General features: G+C 34.2%; 13 protein-coding genes and 7 pseudogenes. 7 read left to right on the top strand and 13 right to left on the bottom strand.

What is annotated here, in order from left to right:
* Positions 1 to 12: 12 nt before the first annotated feature.
* The 3 genes and pseudogenes from AC3WVZ_RS31240 to AC3WVZ_RS31230 all read right to left on the bottom strand — a co-directional run.
* Positions 13 to 315 carry an urease subunit gamma gene (locus tag AC3WVZ_RS31240; RefSeq protein WP_233936725.1) on the bottom strand — a complete coding sequence of 101 codons (303 nt, stop codon included), beginning with the start codon at positions 313 to 315 and terminating at the stop codon, positions 13 to 15.
* 358 nt (positions 316 to 673) lie between these two features.
* Positions 674 to 1,618, bottom strand: coding sequence for an urea transporter (locus tag AC3WVZ_RS31235; protein ID WP_233936724.1), 945 nt, complete (start codon positions 1,616 to 1,618; stop codon positions 674 to 676).
* 1,196 nt (positions 1,619 to 2,814) lie between these two features.
* Positions 2,815 to 2,940 (bottom strand): annotated as a pseudogene (locus AC3WVZ_RS31230) (DDE-type integrase/transposase/recombinase); the annotation flags it as partial.
* Between the two features lie 497 nt (positions 2,941 to 3,437).
* Between AC3WVZ_RS31230 and AC3WVZ_RS31225 the strand changes: the two are divergent.
* The 3 genes and pseudogenes from AC3WVZ_RS31225 to AC3WVZ_RS31215 all read left to right on the top strand — a co-directional run.
* Positions 3,438 to 3,554 (top strand): annotated as a pseudogene (locus AC3WVZ_RS31225) (RNA-guided endonuclease TnpB family protein); the annotation flags it as partial.
* 191 nt (positions 3,555 to 3,745) lie between these two features.
* Entirely contained in the window at positions 3,746 to 4,714 is a 969-nt protein-coding gene (locus tag AC3WVZ_RS31220; protein ID WP_233936723.1) for a HoxN/HupN/NixA family nickel/cobalt transporter, read from the top strand.
* A 261-nt stretch (positions 4,715 to 4,975) separates the two neighbouring features.
* Positions 4,976 to 5,162, top strand: a pseudogene (locus AC3WVZ_RS31215) (transposase); the annotation flags it as partial.
* Positions 5,163 to 5,986: 824 nt separating this feature from the next.
* Here AC3WVZ_RS31215 and AC3WVZ_RS31210 read toward each other — a convergent pair.
* Positions 5,987 to 6,460 (bottom strand): protease inhibitor I42 family protein, encoded by a 474-nt coding sequence (locus AC3WVZ_RS31210; RefSeq protein WP_233936722.1) that lies wholly within the window; start codon positions 6,458 to 6,460, stop codon positions 5,987 to 5,989.
* Positions 6,461 to 6,801: 341 nt separating this feature from the next.
* On the opposite strand from AC3WVZ_RS31210, the pseudogene AC3WVZ_RS31205 reads away from it, so the two are divergent.
* The 3 genes and pseudogenes from AC3WVZ_RS31205 to AC3WVZ_RS31195 form a co-directional block, all read left to right on the top strand.
* Positions 6,802 to 6,879: pseudogene (locus AC3WVZ_RS31205) on the top strand (hypothetical protein); the annotation flags it as partial.
* A 41-nt stretch (positions 6,880 to 6,920) separates the two neighbouring features.
* On the top strand, positions 6,921 to 7,070 hold the full coding sequence (locus AC3WVZ_RS31200) for a hypothetical protein (protein ID WP_233936921.1): 150 nt from the start codon (positions 6,921 to 6,923) through the stop codon (positions 7,068 to 7,070).
* A 197-nt stretch (positions 7,071 to 7,267) separates the two neighbouring features.
* Entirely contained in the window at positions 7,268 to 7,933 is a 666-nt protein-coding gene (locus AC3WVZ_RS31195) for an IS3 family transposase (RefSeq protein ID WP_282082074.1), read from the top strand.
* Positions 7,934 to 8,378: 445 nt separating this feature from the next.
* Here the strand turns inward: AC3WVZ_RS31195 and AC3WVZ_RS31190 are convergent, their stop codons facing one another.
* The 9 genes and pseudogenes from AC3WVZ_RS31190 to AC3WVZ_RS31150 all read right to left on the bottom strand — a co-directional run bounded on the left by AC3WVZ_RS31190 (position 8,379) and on the right by AC3WVZ_RS31150 (position 18,021).
* Complete coding sequence (locus AC3WVZ_RS31190) at positions 8,379 to 8,969, bottom strand: VC0807 family protein (RefSeq protein ID WP_233936720.1); 591 nt, start codon at positions 8,967 to 8,969, stop codon at positions 8,379 to 8,381.
* Between the two features lie 305 nt (positions 8,970 to 9,274).
* Positions 9,275 to 9,451 carry a YqbF domain-containing protein gene (locus tag AC3WVZ_RS31185; protein WP_078187824.1) on the bottom strand — a complete coding sequence of 59 codons (177 nt, stop codon included), beginning with the start codon at positions 9,449 to 9,451 and terminating at the stop codon, positions 9,275 to 9,277.
* Between the two features lie 505 nt (positions 9,452 to 9,956).
* Positions 9,957 to 10,270, bottom strand: a pseudogene (locus tag AC3WVZ_RS31180) (RNA-guided endonuclease TnpB family protein); the annotation flags it as partial.
* A gap of 276 nt (positions 10,271 to 10,546) precedes the next feature.
* Complete coding sequence (locus AC3WVZ_RS31175) at positions 10,547 to 11,758, bottom strand: IS110 family RNA-guided transposase (protein WP_233936719.1); 1,212 nt, start codon at positions 11,756 to 11,758, stop codon at positions 10,547 to 10,549.
* 178 nt (positions 11,759 to 11,936) lie between these two features.
* On the bottom strand, positions 11,937 to 12,449 hold the full coding sequence (locus tag AC3WVZ_RS31170; protein ID WP_233936717.1) for a zinc-ribbon domain-containing protein: 513 nt from the start codon (positions 12,447 to 12,449) through the stop codon (positions 11,937 to 11,939).
* 162 nt (positions 12,450 to 12,611) lie between these two features.
* A pseudogene (gene tnpC, locus AC3WVZ_RS31165) lies at positions 12,612 to 14,014 on the bottom strand (IS66 family transposase).
* 5 nt (positions 14,015 to 14,019) lie between these two features.
* Complete coding sequence (locus tag AC3WVZ_RS31160) at positions 14,020 to 15,903, bottom strand: zinc-ribbon domain-containing protein (protein ID WP_233936714.1); 1,884 nt, start codon at positions 15,901 to 15,903, stop codon at positions 14,020 to 14,022.
* Positions 15,904 to 15,990: 87 nt separating this feature from the next.
* Positions 15,991 to 16,605 carry a hypothetical protein gene (locus AC3WVZ_RS31155; RefSeq protein ID WP_233936713.1) on the bottom strand — a complete coding sequence of 205 codons (615 nt, stop codon included), beginning with the start codon at positions 16,603 to 16,605 and terminating at the stop codon, positions 15,991 to 15,993.
* 416 nt (positions 16,606 to 17,021) lie between these two features.
* A pseudogene (locus AC3WVZ_RS31150) lies at positions 17,022 to 18,021 on the bottom strand (RNA-guided endonuclease InsQ/TnpB family protein).
* A 620-nt stretch (positions 18,022 to 18,641) separates the two neighbouring features.
* Between AC3WVZ_RS31150 and AC3WVZ_RS31145 the strand changes: the two are divergent.
* Positions 18,642 to 19,340, top strand: a complete 699-nt coding sequence (locus AC3WVZ_RS31145) for an anthrax toxin lethal factor-related metalloendopeptidase (protein ID WP_233936712.1) — start codon at positions 18,642 to 18,644, stop codon at positions 19,338 to 19,340.
* The last annotated feature ends 29 nt before the right edge of the window (positions 19,341 to 19,369 follow it).

Here is a 19,369-nt window from a genome sequence, read left to right as displayed (position 1 = left end):
CCTCCCGTCTTTTTATTTAATCGGATTATGTACTGTCACAAGTTTTGTACCGTCAGGAAACGTAGCTTCTACCTGTATATCATCAAGCATTTCTGGAATCCCTTTCATAACATCGTCACTCGTTAAAATGGTTGCTCCATATTCCATCAATTCTGCAACAGTTTTTCCATCCCGTGCTCCCTCTAATACTTCATAAGTAATAAATGCAACAGCTTCTGGATAATTTAATTTCAATCCTCTCTTTTTTCGTCGCTTAGCAAGATCTGCGGCAACAACGATTATGATTTTGTCGATCTCACGTGGTGATAATTGCATAAAAAATCCCTCCTCATTTTATCATGTAATCAACAGTATTTTGCTATAAAAAACATACTCAATTAATACATTCCCCTATTCCTTCCTTATTTATGCAAACTTTACCAGTAATCAATCATCAAGTAGCTATTCACATTTAAAATATGCTTTTCTACGTAATCAATAGTTTAGTGTAGCTAATGGTTGTAGAATAAACCGATAAAACACGTTCTTTCAGAATTTTAAGTGTATCTCGATAATTTAAAGAAACCAACAAGCATAACCTGACGAATTTGTTTTTCTTTTAAAATCGTTTATTTAAAATTAATCCCATTTTCACAAAATTTTAACTTCTTTCCAAAAACATAGAATTTTCCGATTATAGATTTGGCAAAATTTTTCTAGCTCCTAAAAAAATCCATGTACTTAAAACGAAAGGCATAGTCAAAGTCGGCAGTCCGTATGGTAAAAGCCAAGTAGCTATACTACCGGTGAACACCACGGTTAAACAAACCGCGACAATACCGGTGAACAATGTAAAACGATTTGGGAGGGTTTTAAATACTACCGATACAGCTAACATAGTCAAAATAGCATTGTATCCATAAAGTCCTAAATATATTAGATTATGCTCTCCCCCCAGAGTATACGATATCAACAAAGCACACGCATTTCCTACTATAGCGTACAGACCAAGTTTCCATCCTGCCAAACAAACTGCAATAATAATTAAAATCCCTGATAGGAATCCATGGATGAAGAAAATCTGTGCAAATCCGTTAAATACCCCTTCTCCCCAATCTATTTTCCCAGATATCTCTAATTTCCAATGAGAAAGATCCTGTGGGAGCAAATTTGAAGTTAAGTGAAAAACCTTTAAGCGATAAGAAGCCAACAGCATGAGCCATGTTAAAATGATAAAAGGAAAAGTAAGGACCGGAATCTCTGTCCTCTTCATGATATGCATCATAGCAGCTGTTAAAACCGCAGCTAATGCTGCGCTAATAAGAGCAATAATCCAGTTGTATGGTCCTGTTAAAAATATGGTCAACGCCATTCCCGTCAATACAGAATTATAGCCGAATAATCCCTGACTGATGATTTTGTCCTCCACTCCCCCTATTTTTCCGACTATAATGCTAATTAAGGATGATAACAAAGCAACAGCTCCTAAATAATAGGAAAAAATGGTTATCGCGAGAAGTATGATAAGCCCAGAAATAGCATTTTCAATAAGCATAACTTGAGATATATTTTTTAAAGTAGCTGTAAAAAAAGAATACCAATTTTCTTTAATCCATAGCTTATAATTAGTAGGTAGCATGACACTCCTTCTTTCAAAATATTTTTAATTTGTTGACTACACACAAAAATTAGGATTTAATGTAGTGTAGCCTAACCATACTATTTTTGGGGTATATAATTTTTTTACCTTCTCCACATCATTCTTAAAATATTCAAAACACTGTTATCATACATATTTAAATATTTTTTCTCATTAGATTAATTTTTTCATGTTTCCAAACCGGAAACATATACTCTGTATTTTCCTGAAAATATTAAACATCACAACGATTTTGTAATTTTAAATCCATAGAATCTTCCATCTTCAATACAAACATTGTTCGTAATACCTTTCGCTATAACTCCTATCCAAAATACATTTTTAACGTTTGTTTCATACCTGTCTGGATTAAAGCTAATCACCAATATTTGAGAATTGATGGTAATACCGATATTGTGCAACATATCGGTATCTGATTAATAGTCAACCAATGAAAGTATATAATCCTTGGGGAATTGTGAGTCTACCTTTTTGGGTTTGTATGCGAATTATCATTTCCTTAATTTCTTCTACACTGGCATTATGATAAAACTTTGTTTTACTTTTCCATAACATTTCGAGCATTCAAAAATAAAGATAGTTCAATTCCTTTGCAATCGCATGAACTGTACCAAAATTATTGCTTTTAAAACAAAATCAACCTTCTGATAACAGTCAATATTAATAACTTCTCGTTCTGTTACAAGGCGATAATATTCTAACAACTCCGTACGTATTAACTGAATTTCTTGAGATAAGAAAGGGATGTTCTCTATTTCCAGACAATCTGAAGTACTATAGAAGCGCATATCTAGTGAACAATTTACATTGGAATACACTTTTCAACTATTACATAGCTAATTCTGCTTCTTGTAGGGAAAGGACGTTTACTAAGCACGGATAATAACAACATCATACATAGTTTGATAATTCTCCATTTGATTTCTCCTTTTACTATTATCATTATACCTACTGTAAGACTATTGATACTCATGCACGTTTTTTATTAGGCTCGGGTACAAATATAATAGGCTCTAAAAAAGACCATTAGCTTCCTAATGGAATCCATTCTTCTGCTGATAAGTCAAATAGATGCTCGATTAACTATATCTATTTTTCGACAGACTTTATCCATTGATATTTTCTTAATATATATATATATTAAGTAATTTCATCCCCATCGGTCGTCATCGTACAGGGTTTATGACATGCCAAGAAACCCTGGCCTTCTTTAAAAAGCGCTTGGCATTTCGTCTTTGGCTTAAGTAAAAATCAACTATGTTTCCTTCAGAATCAATCGTACGATATAAATACATTTTCTCAATCAAAATGTTTGGTACATATAATAAAATAAATATAGATAGGAAATTTACGTATATTTGTCAGTATATCGAGGGATAGTATTAAAATCAGTAACTCACAAATCAACAAATAGTTATCAAAGATTCCTTCTACCTATTGGGCAGATAGAATAGAGTTAGATTTCCGGATTTTTTATCGGAATCTTCCGAAAATAAATAATATAACTAGAATAAATGATGATAGAAGAAGACTTCCACGTGATTGAGAGAAAAACCTCCGCGGTTCATGCAGTTGTAAAATTGATAAACGCGTTCTGATTTTATTATTGCTAGAAATGTACCAAATAAACACGCTGTTGAAAATCAAAAAATAGGAGAATTAAACGCATGCCACAAACCCTAACAGTGAAAGTGATTCCAACAAAATAACAGGTCTGTTTATTGGAACAAAGTAGTCAAGAATATATACAATTTATACATAGACTTGTATCGAACATAATGGAAACAAAGAAAATTACGAAAAAAATACGGCACGAGCTCGAAAATATAAATCTCAATGCGGATTTGAGAAACACAGCGATATCGTTGGGACGATGAATATTTGCTACGCCACTGTGATTGGCGCTAATAGTTAAACCAGCCTAAGAACCAGTATGGTCTCTCAAGGGGGATGGCACACCCTCCTCTTGTTGTTATTTGTACAGGGTTCGTTTCATTAAATCTTGGATAGCTGCAACGATACTAGTACTGTGAACACTTACAAATCATTATTATGGCACTTTTCTTTTCAAGAGTATTCAATTTCAAGTAGAAAGGGTTAGTAACTATGTGGAAAAGAGAACTAAAAAAGGCAATTAACTTTTTTGTTATTATTCTATTTCTTCATGTGCTTGGAGTTCTCTTATTATTACCAGCACTGTATAAAGGTAATAGCATAATTGGGATGGCTATCATTGCATATTTTTTAGGATTGCGTCATGCGTTTGATAGTGATCATATTGTCGCAATTGATAATACTGTTCGGAAGCTAATTGAAAAAGGTAAAAGCTCACAGGGGGTAGGTTTTTACTTTTCATTGGGACACTCTACTGTAGTATTTATAATGATTGTACTAATTGCTTTAATTGGACGAACGGCAAAACATGGAATGGAGAGTTTTTCTACTATAGGTGGGATTATCGGCACAATCATTTCTAGCACATTCCTTATTATTATCGGGTTTACTAATCTGTTGTATCTTATTAAAGTGCTACAAAGCCAAGAAGATACGCAGCCAGAAAACTTAGGAGTTATATATCGGGTCACGCAGCGTCTATTTAGTTTTATTGATAGTCAGAAACAATTGTATATAATCGGTTTTTTATTTGGTCTGGGCTTTGATACAGCAAGTGAAATTGGATTAATTGCTCTTTCTACAGTAACAGCAACAAGTCAATCTATTCCACTTGCAAGTATCTTTGCTTTTCCAATTTTATTTGCTGCAGGAATGTCATTGATGGATACATTAGATAGTACATTCATGAATACAAATTATAAGTGGGCAATGGACAATAGTCGAATAAGAAATTCGTATAATATATTAATCACCTCTATATCTGTTATAACGGCTTTTCTAGTAGGAGGTTATCAACTTTTATCTTTGCTTATTGAAAACTATAATTTACAGGGACCATTTTGGAATTTCATACAGGTAGTTAATTTTGATTATTTGGGTATATGTCTTGTTGTATTCTTTATTATTTCTCTTATTATTTTTGCTATATGGAACAAAAAGGCTTTTAAAGAGCCACTTTAATCTAAAGGAGAATGGGATGAATTTTGTTCTGCGAATCTTCCTCCTCAATATGTTGTCATGTTGAAACCCTTAGTAATATCGTAACTATTCAGCTTCCTTACAGCTCTTCCCGAACGAGAAAGCCCTAAGGTTTGTAGCACTTTAAGTATCCAAAATGTTGGTTTTATATTTTTTCATCTTACTCATTGCAGGTTTTTATCGAACTGATACAACGTGAACATGATAAATGAGTGTAGAAGAACCAAAACAACCGTATCATGAATGAACTATCATTTTGTATTTTGCCCACGATACAGAAGAAAAATTTTTCTTCACACAAAAGTAGAAGAGCGGTTCAAAAAGTCGGTTCAAGAAATATGTCACGAACTAGACATTGTTCTTGCATACACTTCTAACACGTAATCCTGCTGATACAATGGCGAAAATCAAAGGAGTGACTTCTAAAAAATGAAGAAAAGAATTTCTTCATTTCGAGCATGTGCCAAGCCTGTGGACACATTCTACTATAGAACTCACATTCCCCACCCGTATAATTGTTTCCTAATAACTTCTAGTATATATTCTTCTTCATACCGTTTTGTTTTTCTAAAAACATCTCCATAAAAAGCCAATATTCCGATTGTAACCAGTCCACAATTAGATCCTGTTGATTTAATTGCGACTTGTATTACTTTGGAGAATCTGTACCTCTACTTTTATGTTATTTTCATCTCCTCCGTATCAAATTCACTCCTTTCTTTTTCCATACTTGTTTTATCACATCTCACCTTAGATGGGCATATTATAATTAGGGACAGCAAAAAGGCATCTCCCCCAGGAAGATGCCTTTTTATATAGATTTCTTTAGATGTTACTAATATTATATATAATTTAATCATAAATATACCAAATAATCGTAGGTTAGTAAATTAGACGTGTTGTTCTTTGCAAACACAGCTATTCATATGCTAGGAAAGTTGCTGGCTCCACTACCCGATCCTTCATAACAATTTCGCTTGTGCCAGCAAAGAATCACTAATACACTTTTTTTCATCATAAAGTTTACTTCTTATTTTGTCAATAGCAGACCAATATAAACAAGATAAACAATAAAATAGTATACACATTTCAATTCTAGGATTCATACCTAATGATTTTTTATCCTTGAACAGAGTTTGATTGCATGCCCCAATAGTTCATATTGGTTTACATGGCAGTGTCCACTTCTTTTAAACAATATACTTTTTTCGTCAGATTAATTTAAGTACTTGCCAACTTTCTTTGTAAGATAACTTAATTTATTACATTAATTTTTAACGTATATTCATGAATGGGCTCCGTTTCCCATGGACGAGCATATTTTAATTGTATTTTATTCATACCTAAAGAATCTCCTTTAAATACAAACGTATGTAATCCACCACGCCCCACACCAATAGGGCCATTTTCTTCAGACAAGGGATCAATATTTTCTATATAATTCGTTATTAAAGAAATATTTTGTTTCATAGGGTCTAGCATCCACACATATCCCGCTGTAGGGTTCTCTTGCAATCGGATTGCAAAGATCTCCCCTTTTTTAATGGAAAATGTTTTATTGTGACTAGCCTCTGTAAAAATTGCGGAGTACGGAGCCTTATCAAGATAATTCATAGTTTCTGTAGTTAAAACAGATTCCGCGCTCAGATTGAGTGGTATAATAGTTAAGCTACTTACAACAACACCGCTTACAAATAAAAAATCTTTTATAGTTTTACATAAATTCATAAAAAATCTCCTTTATATTTTTATTGAAAGAACAAATTCATTGTATAAAAAAATAACTATACTGCCTATAAAAGATAGGTTGAGAAATAAATATACTGTATGGATTTTCGCCTAATGAATTTTAAAAAAATATAAAGAGACGCGTTTCTATTCAACATCTACGACTTAATGACGTATCTCCTTCTCTACTGTTTATATCCCTTGATTCTCTACACACTCTAGAGTTTTTGTACCAGAACACCAAATCATACGAATAACGTTTAACATTGCCACAGTGAGGTGGTACAGTAAAACTGGAACACAGTATAGAGATAAATTATTCTATATAAGAGGTGTTTCAGATGAAAAAACAGTATGATGAAATGTTTAAAAAACAATGTGTAGAATTGGTGGTTAAAGAAGGGCGTACAATTTCGAGTATTCAAAGAGAATTTGACCTAGGAAACGGGACCTTAAATGCATGGATAAAGAAATATTCTTCCCATTTTTGGATAATGAGAAATCTGATATGGAAGAACTACGTTCTTTGCGGAGAGAAATCCAGGCCTTAAAAAAGGAAAATGAATTTTTAAAAAAGGCGGCAACCTTCTTTGCCAGCAACCAAAACTAACACGCTTTCAATTTATCGGGCAATATCATCACATATTTGGAGTACGCTGGCTTTGCCATCGATTACAAGTTTCTGTTAGTGATTTTTACGATTATACTCATCGTAAGCCCACTGAAAATCAGAAAAAACGTAAAAAGACAGCGGCTTATATTGTCATGCAATTTAAATGTTTAAAAGGTAGAATGGGCTATTGAAAACTGTACCGTTACCTTGTAAATAAAAACGTAGTGGTGAGCTTATTTCAAGTGAGACAAGCTTTATGTGAAGCTGGATTAAAGTCAAAAGTTGTCACCTATTATAAGAAAAGAAAGCACGAACATCATACATTTCCAAATGTACTAGAGCGATCCTTTAAACCTGGCAAGAAAGACGTTCCGACTGTTGTATGTGATATCACAGAATTTCGTTTAATGAATGGGATGAAAGTATATTTTTGTGCCGCATTAGATATTAGCACCCGTCGGGTGCTTGGTTATTCGTTGGATACTCACCAGGATGCTCAATTAGTAAAAGACACAATTCAGCAAGTTAAACAAGCTTATGAAAGTCAAAAAAGAATCCTATTTCATAGTGATCAAGGATCTCAGTTTGCAAGTTATAAGGTTACTGATTTTTGTAATCAACAAAAAATTCAGCAAAGTATGTCCCGCAAGGGAAACTGTTGGGATAACGCTGTGATGGAATCTTTTTTTAGCATCTTTAAACGCGAATGCTTACATGGAGAAAATCTAATTTCTCTCGCTCAAGTAAATCAGTTAGTCGCTGAATTTATTTATATGTACTATCATTCCGTTCGCCCTCATTCATCATTAAATGGCTTAACTCCGTATCAATATTCAAAATCAATTACGCAATCTAATTGATGTTCCAGTTTTTCTTGGCCAGGTCACAGCAAAAAATAAAATTACTTTCATAGATAGTTTTTTTGTAGAATATCATTTTCGAAATTAACGTAACATTCAGATGGGAAATATTTTTTGTGCGCATCCAAACGGTATGAACAGAATGGCATTTTCAAAATCCCATAAAAAATTATTGATACAATTATATTTCAAATTCAAGTTTCTGCGTTCTTTATTATTTGCTAAGCTATGAATCCAATAAAATTAATATCATTTTTTATTGGTTTAAATTAAAACGTGGCGCAGAATACATATTCTGTAACAAAAATCCATAAGATACCTTACTACAGCATTTGAAAAATCACAAAATTATCGATTTACTCGAAGTCACTAGTTTTCAGTCCAATTTAAAGGCTGTCCCACATTCATCAACGTAAGGAATATTTTTAAATATCAAAGTGCTTACCTACAGCGCACGTCTTGCTTTTACATAATGAATGGTCCACAAGATTATAAGTCCAATCAAACTGTAGGTAATAAATGTAGAAACCAGTAGAAAGGTTTCTACTGGCAATGAATATACTAGCACAATTTTAATCATCGCCTCAAAGAGTAACGTAATTCCCCATGCCCTTGTTAAAACACGAAATGTACGCCTCATACTGGCACTCTGTTCCCACTTGTAATCTAATTGTGGATTATTTGAAAACCTCCTCGCAAAATAGAATATTAATGGTTTCGAAAATAAAAGAGAAACTAAAAAAACACTGCCCATTATCCCTGTTATATAAGATTCCCTGAGTAAAATGAATCTCTCATTGCCGCCGATTAAAACAGCAATAATACTCAGAACCAATGAGAAAAAAATAACAGCTGAAAACACATCTACTTTGTGCATCCGAATTAAACTATATAGCGTTTCAAGCAACGGAGCTATCGATGAAATAATTAATGCGTTTATATGACTAGTATATGGAACTAATACTATATAACTGATGTAGGGTACTATGATATTGATAACCAATGTAAAAATTAGGGATTTTTGGATTGAATTCATTATTTTTTCATCCTCTTATAGTATGCACGTATTATAGATGGAAAAAGATTTCTATAGAATTTCCCCCAAGTGAATATCCCCTTCTCTTTCACAACTTTTGGCAAAGCGATTACAACTAATCATTTTAACAATTCATATCTCTTGTTTCTTATATCGGTATATACGAAATATATGTTCTACTCATTAACATAGGTTGCACCTTAATTTATTGTAGAATATAAAAAAGTAGGCTGACTCCTATAGACATTCATCTCTCACCTAAAATTATTGTTTCACACTTTCACATTATTGAGGGAAGAACGTTCCTATTCTTCGCTATTTTGAGACAAAAAATGACCCTCTTCTTCTTCACGTACCTGAAACCATTCATTTTTTCTTAAATATTGATATTCTCTTTTGGTAATTTTGCATTCTTTGTGTAATAGAAAACGTTTCCCAAAAGCGTAGTAAGATGCGCCTTTGATTAAAGTTGCGTAATACATGCATTAACAGTCCCTTTCATACAAAGATAAGAATAAAAAGGAAACAAACTCCTTGTTTCCTTTCAATAAAAAAGATGGATTGTACAGCCTACTCTCTTTTTACTAGGATAGTTAATTAAATGGTTTTTTATACCAATTATTTTAAAACCCTAACTCTAGGGAAGTATCTAGACTTCATTACATCAAAAAACAAATTATACATTTAGACATATTTTAGATGCGAATTAACCGGTATCTTATACGTTAAAAAATCGGTTAATAATGTTGCTGTTCTCTTACTAAGTTTATTTATATTAGTTTCGTCAACTACCCCACCACTGAGATAAAGCGTTTCAGTAAGGATTGAGTTAGAACGCTAGGTATGTTTTTAGTTGGTACTGGAAACAAACTGTTGCTTTCCCACTTGCACCACCCTTTCGAAAAAGAGCAATTCTTCCTTGTGGAAGAAGCCACCACTCAGATAAATTCGATGTGCACTACAAGTCCTGACAAGTCGCATACACATGGATTCTTCTTGTTTTAAAAATCGGATGCCTTCTTTTACATAGTTATTCTCAATTGCTGTAATCCGTTTATAAAATGGGATTGGGAAAATGTTTGATTATTCTTTTCCCCATACCAGATGTTTGTTTCCAACCAGCATTATACCTTACGACAACTGTATCTATTTTGTATCCTTTCACTTTTTTGAACAACAGGCCTACAGTCTGTGCAATGTAACCATGTATTTGTCTTTCACGTTATATGCCAAAGTGCAGCTATTTTATTCGTTACAACGCATTTTGAAAGACCCTTTTCTATATTTTTCTGTTGGAGATTACAGCCCTTCCCGAACGAGAAAGCCCCTCGCGTTTAGGCAGGGGATGAAAGTGAGGTTGGATAAGGAGTGTTACTAAAACCGCAAGGTGTGCGGCACTCTAAGTATCCAAAATGTTGGTATCTTTTCTTACGATTATTCAATCTGTATTTTTAAATTTTTAATACATTGGTTATTACAAAATATAAGTATTCATTTTCGGGCATACTAAATATCCCCACTATGAATTCGTTTTTTTAGTAGGGGTAGGATGTGGTAGAATGAATGAAACTATGATGTTAGGCCGTTAACCGATAATCATAGTGTATATTGTGTGTAATAAGGTGAAGGAGAAGCTTCAATAACTTATTTACACATGCAATGGACGCAACTTTATGACACTTGTTATAGGGTTGCGTTTTTAATTTATCGTAATACTCTACAAGGTGATTGCGACCGTACCGCCGTATTTTAATCATGTTTTGAATAATAAGGTACAGTAATTTACGTAAATGCTTATTTCCGCCTTTATTAATTTTATCTTTATAAAAGGTTTTGCCTGATTGAAAGCGACGTATATCGATACCGGCATATGCATTTAATTGTTTATTGTTTTCGAAACGTGTCATATCGCCTATTTCAGCCATTAAACGTACAGCTGTATTGGGGCCAATTCCAGGGATACTTAGAATGATACGATATTCTGGGCGTTGTTCGGCCATATCTACCATTTTGTTAATACAGCACTGCTTTTGGTGAAGAAGTTCTTGATAGCGTTTTGCGTATGCTTTGAGCTGATCACATAGTACATCGTCTTGAGAAACAGCTGGGTAAGAATGTTTAGCTAATTCAAGAATTTGAAGAGCTTTTTTCTCGGCTAGCGTAGTTGATATTTTCTTATTAGTGTTAGCACGAATACGATTTTTTATAACCGTTTTAGAGAGAGGTACTACATAATCTGGATGAGGAAATAATTGAACAAAGTTTAAAAATAAATCAGATTTACTCGTAAACATTTTTTCTAATTCTGGAAATGTTAGTTGGATTACTTTATGCATACGGCCACGAATAATAGATAACTCTCCATCCAGTTCGCTGTAAAATCTCGAAAGAGATCGTAATTGAAGGTACACATTATCGGTTTTATGAGATACCCTTCGGGGAACTGTAAAGTGGGTAAGAGCTAACCGATGTGCATCACTTCGGTCCGTTTTATGGATTCGTAAGGAATCGCATTGTAGTTTTGCTTCTAAGGGATTTAATAAACAATAGCTGTACTGATTATTTTGCATGAAGCGTTCTAGCTGTCTAGAATAAATACCTGTGGCTTCAAATACGATGGCAGGTGGTTCACCTGTTTCGTTTGTAAGCTTAAGAATCTTTTCCTGTAGTTCTTCAAATGCAGGTTTAGAATGTTTCAATTCCTGTTCAAAAATGCATTGTTTGTGAGCATTATAAATAACCATACAACTTTTACCCATACTGATGTCAAACGCGATTACATGTTTCATAAAGTTCCTCCTTATATGGAATGGAAGTCTTCGGCTTACACTTATCGATTCCCATTTCTTATACACGATTTCAAAGACCTACACACTAAAAACTGATTCAAATAAGGTAAGCGAAGAAGGCCCGTTTATTTTACGGATTCTAAATCCTAAAGAAACCTCGGCCCTTTCTTCGCTTCTACTATATAAAAAAATAGTAGTGCGAACCAATGCCTTGGTCTGCACTACTAATCTTAGTATGTTTATTTTTTGTAGGATGCCATTGCTTTGCTAAATGTGGATAGTGATTACCAAAGCTTTCTTCTGGTAACACGCGCGTCTTTGAGCAGTACGGACAACCTTCACCATGATGAGTACGTCTATTAATTCCCATTTCCCAGATATGCTGTTCATCCCTCGTGCACTGCCATATCACTTTTTTCCCTGATTTAGGTGCCAACTGCCATGGGTCTACGCCCTCATTCAATTTCGAATGTAACTCTGAGAGCAATTTGGGATGTAGGGCTGCAAAGCTCTCTTCTGGCAACACACATTTTTTGGCACAATAAGGGCACCCTTCTCCTCTTATACGATACCAAACGGGCATATCCCAGATATGGTTCTTTTTACAGCGCCACCATACTTTTTTCATAGGTTTTAAGAATGGATCATCAGGATTAATTCCGTTATTTTGTTCATAACACCATTCGTCCATAAGTTTAGGATATCGAGAAGCAAATCCATTTTCAAAGTATGTTCGTAACTACTCAGCTTAGTTAGGAAAAAGGGCATACCAAATACATGTTTTCCATTCGAAAACATGAAAAAGAAAATACTTCAATAAGAAAAAGAATCTAGATCAAATAGAGAAATTCTCTTATAAAGTCATGCGATTCCAAGGAATCGTTCCGGTTTCTATAACCTGGCCTATCGCTTGTAAGACAGATTGTTTTTGTTTTTTCATGGTACTCATAAAGCTTCGTATCTGACAAAAAGATTCTGCGCCTTTTTTACTTCGGAAAGTTCCAGACACTTTCTGTTTTACTTTCGTCATTCGGATATCCCGTTCCGCTTGATTGTTATCAAATGGAATGTCTGGATGTTCTAAGAATGCTAAAATTCTGTCAGCATATTTGACGAAGCGATTCCATAAATTTTGAGCAGGCGTCTGCTTTCTTTTCTTTTTTAATTCTGCAGAAAAGACTGGTTGTTCTTTCAATATGGATTGATAAACGATAAATAGATTCTGTTGCTCCGATTTTGGCAGACTTCCTTTGTATTGCTTTTTCAGCGTGAAAGCCTGCGTTAGAAATTTCTGCATCTGTTGTGCCCATTTTTGTCCGGTACTATCTATAATTCCTTGCAAATCTCGCAAGAGATGGGCATTACATAATACATGACGACAATCTGTATACGCATCATACGATTTCCAACCATCATGCATTGCAATTCCAGAAAAAGACGGTAAAATTTCTCCCGCATTCATTGCTTCCTTTCCGCGTTTTTGATGAATATGTTGCAATGTCACCTCCGGTGTACTAGCAGTATGTAACCATTGTGTTTTATTTTCTACTCGCATACCGGTTTCATCAAAATGGACAACAGGAGACTGAAGAATCTTGTCTTTTACTTCTTGGAGAAAGGGCTGTAATTGAGCCGAAAAACTGTTTGTATGATTTATCAAAGTTCCTTCACTAATCGAATGTCCAAAACAATCTTGAAAGAATTCTTTTGTGCGTTTCAAAGAAAGACACTGATAATGTGTTAAATAAGGAACCAGTCTTTTTATATTTGGACCATATTGGACAGGACGAGAGACGGTAGAAGGAAACAGGGCTCCTTGGATGGCATGGCAATGTGGGCATTCTTTTTGTGACACTTTATGTTCCGTCACTTCTATCTGGATAGGTGGTAAATCATACACTTGGCGAATGCGGTATCCTTTTACAGGTTCTTGGTGTAAGGACGTGTTACAACAAGTACAATATGTAGGAGAATACGTAATTGTATGGTCTGGAGTCGCTGTCAAACCAAGAGTATGTCCTTTGTGGCCCAACTGGCCACCCGTTTGACGATGAGACGATTTGCGTAAACTTTTTGTAACAGGCTTACGCAAACCATCTGTAGAAGGTGGTTTATGACTATTTGTAGAGTTTTTTTTGAAGCATTTTCTAGTTCGAGTATCCGTTTTTCTAACTTAGAAAATGTTTCTTCAAATAAAGAAATAACAGCTTCAGGTCCTTTTTTATATGCATCTAAAATGATTTTTCGATCGACCATCCTATTCACCTCCCTTGTTTGATATACTCAGTATTTACAAATAGGAGGCATATGAAACTAGTAAAATTTAAAAAAACACCAAAAGGTAGCTGAGTAGTTACGTATGTTCTTGCACCCGCACAATATATACAAGTTGTTTTTCTATTCACTCGATAGGCAATACTCGTTTTCCATACGTGCTGTGTATTGTTTCGACACATCCAATACACAGTTTTTTTGGAGTTTGGTAAAACATCATTTTGTGTTAAATCTCCATTTAATGTCGGATGCCATTCTGCCGCAATTTCTGGATATTTACTCTGTAATGAAGATAATTGATTTAAGATTTTGTTTCGGCAAACTGGACAGCCTTTGTCTTTTCTTCCTGTTCTTTTAGCTATTTCCTCTTTCCATTCATATCCACATGAACAAATCCACCAAGCTTGAACATCTGATCCATATGTAATACCGTATGGAAGGGCTCCTTTATTTAATTTTGGATGCCATTGCGCTGCTATATCAGGGTGTGTTGTAAAAATGGAGTTGCAAATCGGACAATTTCTCCCTCCTTTTTTTCTTTGTTTCACAGGCGCTTCCCACTCATGCCCTTGCTTACATTGCCACCATACAATCTTGTGAGAATTAGCAGAAATATGTTCTGGCCCTACCACACTGTTTTTTGTATGGTGCCATTCCTCCGCAATTTTTGGAAATAATACTTTTAAACTTTTTTCTTTTTTATTAGTACGGTACTGACTCAAGATTTCTATCCGATCATTATACGAAGAAATAGATTGCATGACTTTTTGAATTATGTCCTTGTTCTTTTCATAAATTGATGGATATTGTTTTTGGAGGTGTAAATCCAAAGAAATAAAAATTTCGAGAATCACTCCATCTAAAGATGAATAATAGCGCCCCTGCGAATAATAATGAGTCAATAATAACGCTTCATGTAACTGTATCATTGGTAATCCATCCGAACGTACTCGTATTAGTTCGACTCCCACTTCTTTTAGAACGTAATTTTTCTGTTCATCATTTTCCTGTTGTCTTTTTCTATCATGAAAAGGTCTTCCATCATATTCCACAGCAAATTGAACAGACGGGATATAAACATCTATTTCTTGCTTTTTATCTTTAAAGGCTTCATGATAAAATTTATTTTCAGTGTCTTCCATTGCTTGTTTCAAATAAAAATGAATTGCCTGTTCTGGAAAAGATGTCTTTTGCCCTTTCCAACATCTTGGGCATCCTCGATTTAACCGACCTACAACTCTTGTTTGCCATGTGTGATTTTTATCAAATCGGCATTGCCACCATACGCGTTCCGATGAACCAAACGCTACCTCATATGGCATTAGCTCCCCATTTAATGTTGGATGCCATTCTGCCGCAACATCGGGATAAACAATTGCTAGGCAGTTATCATCACATATCTTTTTATTGCTACAATACGGACACCATGTATTAGAATTTTTAACATCATTAGGTATTGCTTCAAATTTGTGCCCTTTGTGGCACTCCCACTTTAGAGGAGTCATGATATTTACATAATCTTCAGATAAACACTTCCCATTATTTAGTTGAGCAAGTTTACACATATCTTTAATCGACAGCCGATTACGTGTTGTGCTTTTGGGTAATTTTTGTGAAAGACTCACTTCTTCTTCTTTCAAATCTTTGAGTATCTGTTCCACATATCCAGGAGTTAATTTTCTGACTTTCGCACAGAATGGGCACCAGCTATCATATGATTTTAAATCATTCAAACGTTTTTGAAAGATATGACCTTTCTTACACTTAAAAAATAACTTTTGCTTATTATTAATGTATCTTTTAGATAAACAAACTCCCTCCTTGGCTTGAGCGAGTTTTTGAATTTCTTCTATATCTTTCCTTATAGGCACTTTCTCCGCCCCCTTACCCAATAAATAAAAAGAAGAACCCATAAACAGATTCTTCTTTTTCAAATTAAAACAGCGATATATAACCGACTATTCCTCCAATTGTCGTTTTGTGCTTTTTAGAAATCTTGGAGAGAGCCTACCTTCAAATCTCATTTCAGACATTTCCTGCTCTATAGATATCTTTCGGTTAGGCTCTTTATACTTACGTGTAAATAAGTCAGGGTTATTAATCCAGAGTAATTCGCTATCATATTTCGCCAACTTACTTCTGGTAGTAGTAAATTGTTTATAAATTTTTATTACCCAAGCGGCTAAAATTATTATTGTAACAATTAAGACTATAGAATACGTATTTAAAGAAATATCGGTATATTTAATAATTAAATCTCTGGAGAATAAAAAGATAATTGGAATAAAAATAGAATACTTCAATAACATATCTAATTTTAGTCGAAGAACTTCAAGCCTGTTCTCTATCCATAATTTATGAGATTCAATCATTTTTATAGGATGTTCATAATTATATTTTATGTTGCTTACATACTCTAAAAACTTTTGAGATTGATAACGTTTATAGCATTCTAAAGACAGAAGTAAAACTACTACTGTAAAAAGGAGGTCTTTAGAGATATTATCCCATAAAGGTTGCGCCAATGTAAGTAAATTAATATCATAAATGGTTTCAATAAATATATAAGCCATTGTAACAACTACACCTAGTAATACGAGTTCAAAAAACATATGAAATAAAATTGTCCAAATAGTATAAAATTGTTTCTTATTAATAACAACCACGCCTTTCTATATATTTAGAATTTTATAACTTTATAGTACCATCTTTTACTTACCTGTGTATCAAACATATTTATATGACATAATTTAAAATAGCACCTACTAAAGGTGCTATTTTAAATTATGTTTGTTATGTTCATGGTTGTAAAAGTTTTTGTATATCTTCTACCCTTGAGACTCCCACGACTAAAGTCGCAAGCCCGAATCCTTACGGAGTTACGGGTGGGATTCTTGAATGCCGAAGCGTTCGCAGTCCATTTCTGTTTTGAACAACCTTCAAGATGAGGGTATCTCATTGCCCTTCCTAAACCAGACCATATAGGTGCTTAGGCTGATTGACTGTTACCATCAATCACAGTTGCGTAGCGAATATTCATCGCCCCAACGATATCACGATGTGTCTTAAACCCACATGGACACCTGTACTTTCTGTCTTGTGCCCTGTTCTTTTCAGCGTATTTTGGACAACTTTGACTTGTATAAGCTGGATTCACATATTCAACCTAAATACCAGCTAACATTGCTTTATACGCAATAAATCGTGACAAACGATAGAATGACAGAAATATGATTATCCATCGCAAAATCAATGATTTCACGACTTATTTTGTAATCTTTATCTTGCATCCATCTTTTTTCTTTATCATCCAATCGTCGGGTGGCATTCACTTTTTTGTCTTTTCCTAGCTTATTACGAACACTCCGAAACTTACGCTTCCTATATTTGTTTTGCCTACCATTCCCAAAGAAACGAACCTTGTCATCGTCTGTGATTGCTACCGCAGGGACTTTGAGACCTAAGTCTACTCCTAAAATCTTCGTCCTTGCTTTTTCATTTGTAGTAAGCGTGATAGATATTTGGGCGATCCACTTATTCGATTTCTTTGTGATACGAAGTGTACCTAATTTATGTTTTAACAAATTCAAATTGCGATTGTTTTTATCGATTCATAAAGTGCGGACCTTTAAACGAGTGGACTTTCCATTTCTCTTAAACGGGATTGAAATATGAATGGCATCAAATGAGTAATTTTGATTGTTCCATACACAAACAGGTCTCTTTAAAACCGGAATGATTTTATACTTGCTTTTCTTTACTTTTGTAGCAAACAAACTTTTCACGTCTTTAATCGCCTGATTCTTCACCGCACTTGGGATATTTGCTTCCATATCTTTTGTGCTTTTTTTCGTACTTTTCTTTGCTTCCACCATTTCCGATACAAGCGTATTTATAACTTTGATATATTCGTGACTGCTTTGTTCCAACAAACGGATTTGTTCTCTTGTTAGAATCAATTTCACTTTCACTGTTAGGGTCTGTGACATACGTTTCATCCCCTTATTGTTTGATTTTCAGCATCGTTTATTTGATACATTTCTAGCAATAGAAACAAAATAAGAACTTGTCCATAAACTTTGCAACTACATAAGATGAGGAGATGTTCCTCTCAAACACTTTGAAACATTCTTCTATTATCATTTATTCTAGCTACAATGTATCATTTACTTTCGAAAAATTACAACAAAAAGACCCAAAGAAACTACCTATAATTTGGATACTTAAAGTACCACGAACCTTGCAATTTTTAGTGGTACTCCGTATCCAACCTCACTTTCATCCCGTGCCTAAAGGCGAGGGGCTTTCTTGTTCGGGAAAATCTGTAAGATGAACAGCAATTCCCCGCTCCTATAAAGTTTTAAATACATCTCAACAACTAAAAGAACAAAAACAGGGATAGTCAACGGCCACCAGACCTTTTATGGTTAAAAAACAAGTCTTTCATCAAATAGGATACACAAAACATTATGCTCCACTTTCAAGGGTTAATTTCCTTTAATATACTTAGCACATATACCTTAATTTCTTCATATAATGTTTTAACAAAATCATATGCAAAGGATGAATTACTATATCCCCTAAAAACTACCTTTTAAAAATCACATGTATGTTCCTTGTATTATTTCCTCTTCACACTGATATAAATACGGAGGAAAAACAAACTACTGCTTTATACAAAGATATTAAAACATTGCCACCATCACTACTTACTCCCCAAAAAACAATGCCTATCATATCTTCAAACTTTCTCCAACAACTTATTATTGTACAAACTTCTGGCAATTATAATCAACAAGAAGCATCATACATGATTCAGCGTATCAGCAAAATTAATAACAATATTTTATATGCACTCTATACAAGAAATGTACGTATTAAACTTATTAATTTCCCTATTACGTATCTGTCTGAATACACCTATCTACGAGGAAAAATCCCCAGAGGTTGGGAAGGAACTGGGTATACTTGGGATGATGTCCCTGGGATTGGAGGCAATCCTGTGATCGCTCGTATTGGTTATAGTAACCCTGGGCATATGCATTCCTCTATAAATTTAGAACTTCATGAAACTGCTCACGCTATTGATAACTATGTATTTCAAAACATTAGTTATTCCCAAGAATTTTTTAAAATTCACGCTAAAGAATATGCTTCCTTTTCAAACAACTCTTATTACTATTACCCCGAAGAATATTTCGCCGAAGCCTTTGCCTATTATTATTTTAATAATCAAACTAATGAAATGTTAAAAAGCGAAGCTCCTTCCAGATATCAATTTATTCAAAATTTACCTTTCCGGCTTTGAACCTGTACATCCCTTGAGAAATACATCTT

Source organism: Bacillus sp. CPT56D-587-MTF (assembly GCF_058792335.1).
This window is presented reverse-complemented; position numbering and strand designations above follow the sequence as displayed.